Origin of the sequence: Bradyrhizobium vignae (assembly GCF_004114425.1) — a bacterium.
GTDB classification, from domain to species: domain Bacteria; phylum Pseudomonadota; class Alphaproteobacteria; order Rhizobiales; family Xanthobacteraceae; genus Bradyrhizobium; species Bradyrhizobium vignae.
Genome location: NZ_RDQF01000019.1, coordinates 133,206 through 143,504 on the forward strand (window position 1 = coordinate 133,206; position 10,299 = coordinate 143,504).

Annotated in this window: 8 protein-coding genes; 5 read left to right on the forward strand and 3 right to left on the reverse strand. The window is 61.8% G+C overall.

The genetic code is table 11. The features are described 5' to 3' along the window. Window positions 1-2 precede the first annotated feature (2 nt). A complete protein-coding gene (bluB, locus tag EAV90_RS18565; protein WP_129144295.1) occupies window positions 3-635 on the forward strand; it encodes a 5,6-dimethylbenzimidazole synthase in 633 nt (210 codons plus the stop codon). A 148-nt stretch (window positions 636-783) separates the two neighbouring features. Here bluB and EAV90_RS39565 read toward each other — a convergent pair whose 3' ends face one another. Beyond that, window positions 784-1,116: a hypothetical protein gene (locus tag EAV90_RS39565; RefSeq protein WP_164937007.1), complete on the reverse strand. Its 333-nt coding sequence runs from the start codon at window positions 1,114-1,116 to the stop codon at window positions 784-786. A gap of 131 nt (window positions 1,117-1,247) precedes the next feature. Continuing rightward, entirely contained in the window at window positions 1,248-2,177 is a 930-nt protein-coding gene (locus EAV90_RS18570) for a LysR family transcriptional regulator (RefSeq protein WP_162500347.1), read from the reverse strand. A gap of 128 nt (window positions 2,178-2,305) precedes the next feature. Between EAV90_RS18570 and EAV90_RS18575 the strand changes: the two genes are divergently transcribed. Together EAV90_RS18575 and EAV90_RS18580 are read left to right on the forward strand one after the other, a co-directional pair. After that, window positions 2,306-3,244, forward strand: a complete 939-nt coding sequence (locus tag EAV90_RS18575; RefSeq protein ID WP_129144296.1) for a ring-cleaving dioxygenase — start codon at window positions 2,306-2,308, stop codon at window positions 3,242-3,244. Continuing rightward, entirely contained in the window at window positions 3,241-3,867 is a 627-nt protein-coding gene (locus tag EAV90_RS18580; RefSeq protein WP_129144297.1) for an alpha/beta hydrolase, read from the forward strand. The genes EAV90_RS18575 and EAV90_RS18580 overlap by 4 nt, the downstream gene beginning before the upstream one ends. Before the next feature lie 48 nt (window positions 3,868-3,915). On the opposite strand, the gene EAV90_RS18585 is transcribed toward EAV90_RS18580, so the two are convergent. Beyond that, window positions 3,916-7,542 (reverse strand): LuxR C-terminal-related transcriptional regulator, encoded by a 3,627-nt coding sequence (locus EAV90_RS18585; protein ID WP_129144298.1) that lies wholly within the window; start codon window positions 7,540-7,542, stop codon window positions 3,916-3,918. Between the two features lie 164 nt (window positions 7,543-7,706). Between EAV90_RS18585 and EAV90_RS18590 the strand changes: the two genes are divergently transcribed. Together EAV90_RS18590 and EAV90_RS18595 are read left to right on the forward strand one after the other, a co-directional pair. Further along, window positions 7,707-8,033, forward strand: a complete 327-nt coding sequence (locus EAV90_RS18590; protein ID WP_129144299.1) for a nuclear transport factor 2 family protein — start codon at window positions 7,707-7,709, stop codon at window positions 8,031-8,033. Between the two features lie 935 nt (window positions 8,034-8,968). Then, window positions 8,969-10,204 (forward strand): FAD-dependent oxidoreductase, encoded by a 1,236-nt coding sequence (locus EAV90_RS18595; RefSeq protein ID WP_129144300.1) that lies wholly within the window; start codon window positions 8,969-8,971, stop codon window positions 10,202-10,204. Window positions 10,205-10,299 lie beyond the last annotated feature (95 nt).

The following is a 10,299-nucleotide window of genomic DNA, read 5'->3' on the forward strand; positions in this document are numbered from 1 at the left end:
TCATGGTCGAGTTCGACGATACCTTCCGCCAGCACTTGCGCGAGCTGTTTGTGTGGCGTCGCGACGTGCGCCGCTTTCGCAGCGATCCATTGCCGGAGGGTGCAATTGAACGCCTGATCGAGACGGCCTGCCTCTCGCCTTCGGTCGGACTCAGCCAGCCCTGGCGCTTCGTCACTGTCGATGACGCCGCGCGGCGCCGGGCCGTGACCGACGATTTCAAGGCATGCAATGCCGACGCGCTGAATTGTTATTTCGGCGACCGCGCAGCGCGCTACGCCACGCTGAAATTGTCGGGCCTCGAACAGGCTCCCGGTCATCTCGCCGTGTTCGCGGACAAGGCCAGCAGCATCGGTCATGGCCTCGGCCGTGCGACCATGCCGGAGACAACAGAATATTCCGTGGTCGCCGCCATCACGGCGATGTGGCTTTCCGCGCGCGCCGACGGTATCGGCATCGGCTGGGTGTCGATCCTGAGCCCGGATCGGATCCACGCCATTCTCGATGTGCCGCACTCCTGGAAATTCATCGCCTATCTCTGCATCGGCTATCCGGAAGCCGAATGCGACCGGCCCGAGCTGGAGCAGGCGAAGTGGGAGCATCGACGAGGCGCCGACGAGTTCACGCTGCGCCGCTAGGCCCAGCGCTCGAACGGCTTTCAGATCGACCTGCTCCGCCCCGCGAGCAGCGCTCGCGGGACCAAAGTCGCCGCATAGCGGCTGACCCTACGTCAGTATGTTCACGTCATACCCCCGCACAATGGCGACAACCAGGTGCTCTTGCTATCTACGAGCACACAGTGAAGGGCAACGGAACCGGTCCCGCGAGCGGCAGTTGCAAGACAGGTCCGGCGGCGTAGCGCCCGCCGGACTCCTGATCGAGCGGCAGGATGCCGCTCTTGGTGTCGACCGTCACAGTTGGTGCTGAGAGAACGCCATGAGAAACATCGCCGATCTCCTCGTGCGGTTTTGGCAAGCGAACCAGCCTGCATCCGATATTCAGGTGGCCGCTGTGGCCGAACACCGAGATCAATCCAGCATGGCTGATTTTGTCCGCATCCTGCAGGCCTACGATCGGGACCAGTGGGGTGACCGCGTCGGTCCGTGATGTGGTCGTCACAGCAAATCAGCGCTCAGGCCGGGCTGCGGACTGCATCCAACCAGCTGGTACAGCGTGGGATCCTCGGTGCGTCGAAACGGGCGATCTGATCAAGCTGACCAAGGCTTGCTTCGAAGGCGCTCTTCGGTAGTTCACGGCCCAGCCTCCGCGCGTCTGCGCCCGCCGGCTTCGTCCACGTCGCGCCCAAACCGCTCGACGAGAAAGTCGATGAACAGCCGCACCTTCACCGATAAATGCCGCGTCGGCGGATATACCGCGTAGAGCGCGAGCGGCGGCGCAGAATAGTCGTTCAGCACAACGCGCAGTTCGCCCTTCCGGAAAGCATCGGCGGCGATGAACTCCGGCAGCAGCGCCAGCCCCCTGCCCTTGATCGCGACGTCGCGCAGCACTTCGGCGTTATTGACGCAGAGCGACCAGGCCGGCTGGATCCAGTGGTCGCCGTCACTGCCGGTAAGCTTCCACTGGTTGCCCGTGAGCAGGAAGCCGTAGGTGAGTGAAGCGTGCTCACGCAGATCCTGCGGATGCTTTGGTGTGCCATGCCGCGCGAGATAATCCGGCGAAGCGCAGATCATGCGCGCCACCGGCATGATTTTGCGCGCGATCAAGCTGGACGATTCCAGCTCCGCGATCCGCAGCGTCACGTCGAATCCATCCTGGACGGGATCGAGCAGATCGTCGCTGAGCACGATCTGAAGCTGAAGCTCGGGATAACGCGCCATGAAATCGGCCAGCACCGGCCCGAGCCGCATGGTGCCGAACGACATCGGCGCATTGACGCGGAGCAGCCCGCGCGGCGCCGACTGGGCCTGCGTCACGGCCTGGTCGGCCGCCTCGATCTCCGAGAGGATCACGACCGCGCGCTCGAAGTAGCGCTGGCCGTTCTCGGTCGGGCTCGCGTGCCGCGTGGTCCGATTCAGGAGCTGGACCCCGAGGCTCTCCTCGAGATCTGCGATGTATTTGCTGATCGCCGAGCGCGACAGCCGCAGCTGCCGACCGGCCTCGGCAAAGCTGCCGCTTTCGACCACCTTCACGAAGGCCCGGAGACTGCCGAGCTTATCCAAGGGGCGACCCCGCAGATTGTTTCCAAATCGTAGACATAGTCGTCATATTTGCATGGATTGTCTCCAATCCAAAGCGCAACGATATTTCCACGCAGAGCAAGACCGCTTCCCGAATCTGGAGGACGACAATGTCTGGACTGCACCATGTCACTGCGATTGCCGGCGATCCCATCCGCAATTTCGGCTTCTACACCCGGGATCTCGGGCTGCGCTTCGTCAAGAAGACGGTCAATTTCGACGATCCCGGCACCTATCACTTCTATTATGGCGACGAGACCGGCCGCCCCGGCACGATCCTGACCTTCTTCCCCTGGGCCGGCGTTCCGGCCGGGCGCCGCGGCGTCGGCGAGACCCATCAGACCGCCTTCCGCGTGCCGCAACGCTCGCTCGGCTATTGGACGCAGCGCTTTACCGAGAAGGGCATTCGCTACGAGGCGCTGGAGAAGCGCTTCGGCGAGTCCGTGCTGCCGTTCACCGACCCCGATGGCATGGCGCTGGCCCTCGTCGGCATCCCCGGCGCGGAGAACGAGCCCGGCTGGAGCAATGGCGAGGTGCCGGCCGAGCATGCGATCCGCGGCTTCCACGGCGTGACTTTGCTGCTCGACAGCGCGGCGAAGACGGCTGCCGTCCTCACCGACGTGTTCGGCTTCAAGGAAATGGGACGAGAAGGCTCGGTGATCCGCTTCAAGGCGCCGGGCGATGCCGAAGGCAGCATCGTCGACATCTACGAGGCCAAAGGTTTCCTGCGGGGACATCAGGGCGGCGGCTCGGTGCACCACATTGCCTTCCGTGCGGCCGACGATGCCGAACAGGGCAAGATGGCCGCGAGGCTCGTGAGCAATCACGGCCTGCACCCGACCGAGCAGCGCGACCGCAACTACTTCCGCTCGATCTACTTCCGCGAGCCCGGCGGCGTGCTGTTCGAGATCGCGACCGACATCCCCGGCTTCGCCGTCGACGAGCCCGTCGCCACGCTCGGACGTGACCTGAAGCTGCCGACCTTCCTCGAACAACATCGCAAGCAGATCGAAGAGGTCTTGCCGAGCCTGGAAGAGACCGCGTCATGACCGAAACCGCATTCATCCATCGCTTCGAGCCCGCGATCAACGCGGGCTCCCCTCCCCTGCTGCTGCTGCACGGCACCGGCGGCGACGAGAACGACCTGCTCGGGCTCGGCAAGATGATCTCGCCCGGCTCGGCCCTGCTCTCGCCGCGCGGCCGCGTGCTCGAGCACGGCATGCCGCGCTTCTTCCGGCGTCTGGCTGAAGGCGTGTTCGACGAGGCGGACGTGCGGCGACGCGCGATCGAGCTCGGCGAGTTCGTCGCGGAGGCGCGGAAGCAATATGGCATCGCCGCGCCGGTCGCGGTCGGCTTCTCCAACGGCGCCAACATTGCAGCCGCGCTGTTGCTGCTGAAGCCCGAGGTGTTGTCCGGCGCGATCCTGCTGCGCGCCATGGTGCCGCTGTCGGATCCGCCGAACGCCGACCTTGCAGGCAAGCCCGTTCTGCTCCTCTCGGGACAGGGCGACCCGATCGTGCCGGCGAGCAACTCGGCACGGCTAGCGGCTCTGCTCTCGCAAGCAGGCGCGAGCGTGACGCACGAGGTCCTGCCGGCTGGCCATCAATTGTCACAAGCCGACGTGACTTTGGCCCGCGACTGGATCGGCAAGGTCGACGCCGAGGCCGCATGATCACATGGCGGCGCATCGTTTTCGAACGGTGCGCCGCGATGCAACGCTTCAAATCAGCAAGTCATGAGGCGCGGGTACAATGCCGTGATGCGGACCATTGGTGCCGTGGTCGGCGGTGTGCTCGACCGGGGCCTGAGGCGCCATTTTGACGATCATCTCGAGGTCTCCTTCCTGACCGAGCGGAACGTGCGGATCGAGAGGATCATGAACTCGTTTGAGCTCGACTGCCGCGACGGAAGTGGAAGGAGCTGTCTCACCATCGAAGCGGAACACCAGTTCTTGATCCGCGCCGCCGACCTTGGAAGCAGCTTTAGCCGGCTGTGCGGCTTCTGATGCAGCAGATTGCGCAGCCTGCTGCGCGTTTCCGCCTCCAGCGTCACCGCCGGCTGCAACACTCGGTGCGGCAATCTCGCCTGCTTCCGGCGTGTTTGCAGCGGTTGAGTGCCCCGAGCTGCCGTGTGCCGCGGCGGCCGGTTCTGCCGTCGCCACTGCGGCTGCCGCGCTCGCAGCATCCGAAGCCGGAGCGTGATGCTCGGCGCCATTGCCCGGTGTGAAACCAGCTTCAGTCGACTCCGTGGCCGCTAGCTTTGCAGACCCTGGCTCCGAACTGTGCTGCGAATTACCGCGGCCCGCGCCGTCGGTCGTTGCGACGCTCGGTTCGGCGGTCTCGGCTGCTTCCGGTGCGTTTGCAGGGCTTGGGTGTGGATCGTGACCCGAGTTGCCATGTTCGACGCCGCTTGGTTCTGCCGTCTTCGCCGCCCCTCGCGAACCGTCCGAAGCCGAGGAATGATGCCCATTGTCAGTACCTGCGCCGCTGCCCGGTGCGGACCTCGCTTCGCCCATGTCCGTGGCTGCCGCCTTCGCAGAGCCTGGCTCGGCGTGGTGCGCGTTACTGTGGCCCGCCTTCTCGGCGGTTGCGACGCTCGGTCCGACGATCTCGGCTGCCTCCGATGCGTTTGCAGCGGGTGAGTGTGAATCGTGCCCCGAATGGCCGTGTGCCACGCCACCTTGTTCTGCCGTCTTCGCCGAACCTCGCGAAGCGTCCGAAGCCGGAGCGTGATGCTCGGCGCCATTGCCGACGCCGTTGCCCTTTTCAGTCAACCCTGTGGCCGCCTGTGCAGACCCCGGCTCCGAAGCGTGCTCGGAGTTACCGCGGCCCTTGGTGTCGGCCATTGCGACACCCGGTTCGACGATCTCGGATGCTTCCGGTGCGCTTGCAGCGGCTGAGCGTGAATCGTGCCCCGAATTGCCGTGTTCCGCGCCACCTGGTTCTGCCTTCTTCGCCGACCCCGGCGTGGCCTTCGAAGCCGAAGCGTGATGCTCGGCTTCATTGCCGTCGCCTTTGCCCGGTTTGGAGTCGGCTTCAGCCGACTCCGTGGCTGCCGGCTTTGCAGACTCTGGCTCCGATGCGTGCTGCGAGTTGCCGCGGTCCGCGTCAGCGGCCGCTGCGAAGCTCGGTCCGACCACCTCGTTCGGCACAGGCGACAAAATGCCGGTGTCCGCCTTCTCCGGCTCACTCTTGAACGTGAGATTTCCAGCTGCCGCAGCCATCGCGCTATGAGCAGGCTCGGTTGATGAACCGCGGACCGAGACGTGAGAGGCACCATCCCTCTCTTCCGTTGCAGCCGCCGAATCGGCGGTGACGGTCCTGAACTTCGTCGACGCTCCTGAACCGGCCCGCGTCTGCCCGAAGTGAAACCTCAAGCCGTCGTCGGCGAGTGTGTTCCAGATTCCATCCGCCCCGGCTGTGTCCTCGCCTACGATGCCATGGACATTATCCGCACTCTGGACAGTCTCATCGGTTGCGGCCACCGATATCAGCGCTCCTTCGAGCTCCTCCAGGGTGATCGCGACAGCCGTGCCTTCCAGCTGATGGACGGGATCCGCGTCCGCAATGGACACAATCCCCTGCAGATGGATTTCCAGCAGGCTGCGATCCCCGACATCGAGAACATGATCGGTCGGATTCACATAGACGATCGTTTCATTGCTTGCGGAGTCGTAGATCCAGGCGAGTGTGTGTGGCGGTATGGACTTGCTTGCCGCGGTCATATGCAACCAGGCAAGCGCTCCGAAAGCTGCAAGATTGATCCTGCTCGGCCCGGATGCGAAATCGAACACAACGTCGGACGCGGTGGAACTGGAATCGGTCGAGGAACGGTGAACAACCTTTTCAACGTTGCCGCCCGTCAGTTGATCGCGGCCATCTCTGCCAAGACTGACATCGTGACCAAGCTCCACCAAGCCGGACGTTTTTTGGAGGTTGTCACCCGCGGCGTCATCGCTCATTTGGCTCCGAGCGCCTTCTCCGGCGACGCCATCGTTTCCAGTGGTCAGGAACGCGGAAGGCAGGTGGGCCTCGTGCGAAGGGAAACCCGCGACCGAGTTGTCGACATGATGAGCGTCAGCATTGTTGATCGCGGCAACTTTCGTGGTGGCATTCTCTCCGGTGACGGCCTGGAAGCTGTCGATCGATGCATGAGCCGCGTCATGCGTCTGCGCGGCTGCGAGATGAGGATCGTGCAGCGCGTAGATCAGCGCGCCGGCGAGAGCGGCGAAGGTGCCATACTCCCCGTGAACCGACGTCGGATTGGACGCAGGCCGCGGGATTTGATGTTCCGGGGTCGGGTCACCTCCAATCTGTATGCCGTTCATCCCCCGCAGCGAGAGCGGAGCAAGATTCGACGCGCTCGATCCAGCAGGACCGTGGTCTTTCCACGCTTTCGCGCCTGCGGATTGTTCGGCCGCGTGCAGCGCCTCCGTTGCCGCCGCCGGGCTCGTGACTCGGCTCAGCTTGGCAGAAAACTCTCGCTGGATGAGCGGAGGCGGCTCGGAGGATTCCCAGACGACGAGGTGGCGGAGAATGGCTTTTTTCCAAGGCTCATATTCGGCGTGCTCTCCCGCGTGGCCGATGCCGTCGTCATTCGGAAGCATGTCGTTCGCTTCCGACGCCTTGAGTTCGTCCGCGATGGCGATCGCCAGAAAGGCCAACGCGAGCGTGCCGAAGCCGGAGGGGCGCTGCAGCAACGCGAGGGTCGCGAGTACGGTTCTGTTGGTGATCTCAAGCTTCTGAAATATATTGTAGAGGTGTACTTTGACTGTTCCTGGAGAAACGTCCAGCTGGCGCGCGATCTCCTTGTTCGACATTCCTTCCGACACTAGTCGTACAATTTGACGTTCGCGCTGCGTCAAGAGCTCCAGCATTTTCTCAATTTTGCCGCCCCCGTCAGCGTCGTTGCCGGTTGGCGAGAGCTCGAACTGCTCGGGCGAGACACTGCGCTTCATCATCAGCCGCAGTGATCGCAGCATGCTGTCGGGGGAGGCGTACTTCGAAATTGCGCAGCAGGTGCCGGCAGCGATCGCTGCGGTTAGACCGCGGTCGGATTCGGACTCGGTAAAGAACACCAGGCGCGTGGCAAGGTTCTCAGCTTTCGCAATCGCGAGGATCTCGGTTGCCGTCAGATCTGGCAGGGTGTCAGCAAGAAGCGCGATGTCGGGCGCCAAGTTCCGGATTGCCTCGAGACAGCTCGTCCCGTCGCTGGACGATGCGACGACGTCGAAGTCATGCTGTGCCCCGAGCACCGATCTCAGCCCCTGTAGCACGATCGGTTGTCGATCTCCGATCACGAGCCGGATGCGCGCGGATATCCCCTGCTTGGCAGTCACGTCTAACATGGACTCTGCCTCGGCCCGGCATCTATGAGTTTCGGCATATGGCCGGGGCCGGGTGAGGGTATTAAAATACAATTAACTGCTCGGAGAAAGAGGCTTAACGGGGTTAACCCTACCTAAAGTCGCAAGCTTTGACGGCGTTTAGGTGAGAAAAAAGAAAAAAAAATATGTCATTTGACTCGATGGCCGTTGCGATTGACTGGCTCGATGCCTACCGCGCGGGCGATCTCGAGGCGATCCTGGACATGTATGCCGAAGATGCCGTGGTTCATTGCGGCTGTGGCGGCGCCAAAACCATTACCGGCCGCGAGGCACTTCGTGCCTATTGGGTCGAGCGCCTTCGAGACTATCCGGCAGGCAAGTTGGACGATCTCAATCTCTCCCAGGACAGCATCATTATCTCGTACAGCACCAGTACTGGTGTCATGACTGCGCATTTTGCGTTTGACGCCGCCGGGAGGATCAAGGAGCTGAGCTGCGGTCCCTCACACTAGAGCTGCGGGTGCGGCGCCAATCTGCTCAGCGGACGTCCTTGGCGCAAATCCGAGAGTCTCAAATGGGTCATTCTCGACGGTTTGGTGCGAATCTCGGCCGCACCCGGACTACCCCTCATAGCTGACGGTTAGGCAGCGGGCGGTGTTGGCCGCGACGGGCAATAAGCGGACGAGAAAACTTGATTCACTAGCAGCCGTTGAAGAGCTTAGGGGGAAGCCCACCATCCGTCGGGAAATGGCGCAAGCAACATCCAATCGATTTGGTTGTCGTTGTGAGGGGCCCTGAGACCTCCTGCACCTCTGCTTGGTGGCGAGTAGCGACGGAGACGGACCGACGAGGCGCCGAGATCACAACCTCGGAGGGAGCGCGAAGCATGGCGTCTGGAGCGCAATGCAGGCGCACCGCGGGCGGCGCGCTCTGCATCTGCGACTAGACTTCGAAGATCTTCCAGTTCTGAGAGCTGAGAGGCGAGTTCACCAAGTCGTTGCAAATAAAGGATTGCGCGAGAGCTTCGCATAAATGTCCTCCACAGTACAAAAAAGCACTACAGGACGGCTTCAAACCAATCGGGATAAAGTGGTAATCTACCATGGTGAAAAATCGGCTTTCAATACGTCAGGCTCATTGCCTCATATGAGGGCCGAAAGGCCGCTTAGGATCACCCACTCCCCTTGGCACGTCCACGAACGGTATTCTGCTTAGCCTTTGGACTCGTCGCGCAAATGGCATGAAACCGAAATCCGCCCTTGCGAAACACTTTTCCGAGAGCCGTGAAGCAAGCCTGAATCACTAGCGATGAAAAATCACCAACGCAGTTGGAGCTGACTCGATCACGCACCCAGCATCTAAGAGGATGCTGGACCGGGCCCGATCGATGGTACCGGCGAATGTTCAACGTTTCGTCCTGCGGTCAAGTAAGTGCTGGGAGAGGTCGATGGCACACGTTGGCAAGCACGCGATCGTGGTGGGCGCGGGAATGGGTGGTCTGTTGGCCGCTCGCGCTTTGGCGGATCATTTCGACGAAGTGACCGTACTTGAGCGTGATGCGCTTCCGGATTTGCCTGATCCTCGCAAAGGCGTTCCGCAAGGACGGCATACGCACGGATTGCTTGCTCGTGGGCGCGAGATACTTGAGCAGTCGTTTCCCGGCTTTACCGAGGGAATGATTGCTCAGGGAGCAGTACCTGCGGACCTCGTCAACGATGGGCTTTGGTTCAACTACGGCGTCTATCTTCACAACACCCCCAGCAAGATGGTCGGGCTCGGGGTGAGCCGACCGACGCTGGAAGGCTTCGTGAGACGGCGGCTCGTTCAACTATCCAATATTCGGGTGTGGGAGCGACGTGACGTTGTGGAGCCGGTGTTTGATCGACTATCGGGCCGCGTGACTGGCGTTCGCGTCCAATCAAAAGATGGTTCACATGACGGGGAAACAATAGACGCCGATCTCGTGGTTGATACCAGCGGTCGCGGATCATCGAGCCCCGCATGGCTGAGTGCGTTTGGTTTCGCAAAGCCGCCAGAGGAGCAGATCACTGTCAATCTTGGGTATGTGACCCGCTTCTATCGTCTCAAACCCGAACATATGACGAATTGTTTGCATGGCAGGAAGTTCGTCATCATGGCAGCGTGTTCGCCTGATTTTCGCTTCGGTGCTCTTTTGCCACAGGAGGGCGAACGTTGGACTGTGACATTAGGCGGTTACAGGGACGATCAAGTGCCAGAGGATGATGCTGGTTTCCTTGAGTTTGCGCGCAGCTTGCAACAGCCGGAAATATTCAACGTGATCCAGAATGCAGAACCACTTACTCCGCTTACGTCATACAAGTTTGTTTCGAACTTGCGACGCCATTACGAGAAGTTGCGCCGCTTTCCGGAAGGCTATCTGGTGTATGGCGACGCCTTGTGCAGCTTCGATCCAGCCTATGGTCAAGGAATGACGGTAGCCTGTCTGGAATCGCTGGCCTTGCGCGAGTGTTTGGCAAACGGAACGCAAGGAATTGCTCGCCGCTTCTTCCAGATGGCTAGTCGGTTCATTGAAGCTCCCTGGCAAATCGTCGTGGGCAGTGATTTGCAAAACCCGCGCGTCGAGGGCAAGCGGACGGCGCAGGTGCGCTTTGTCAACTGGTACATAGCGAGTCGTCCGTTAAGAAGCCGATTGCAGCGGTGAGCGGTCGCTGATGGCTGCGATGAGGGTGGCCAGGAAGAGGCACCAAAGAACCCTCAGCCAGGCGAGGATGCGGCGGAAGTTGTGACCGACGGCAG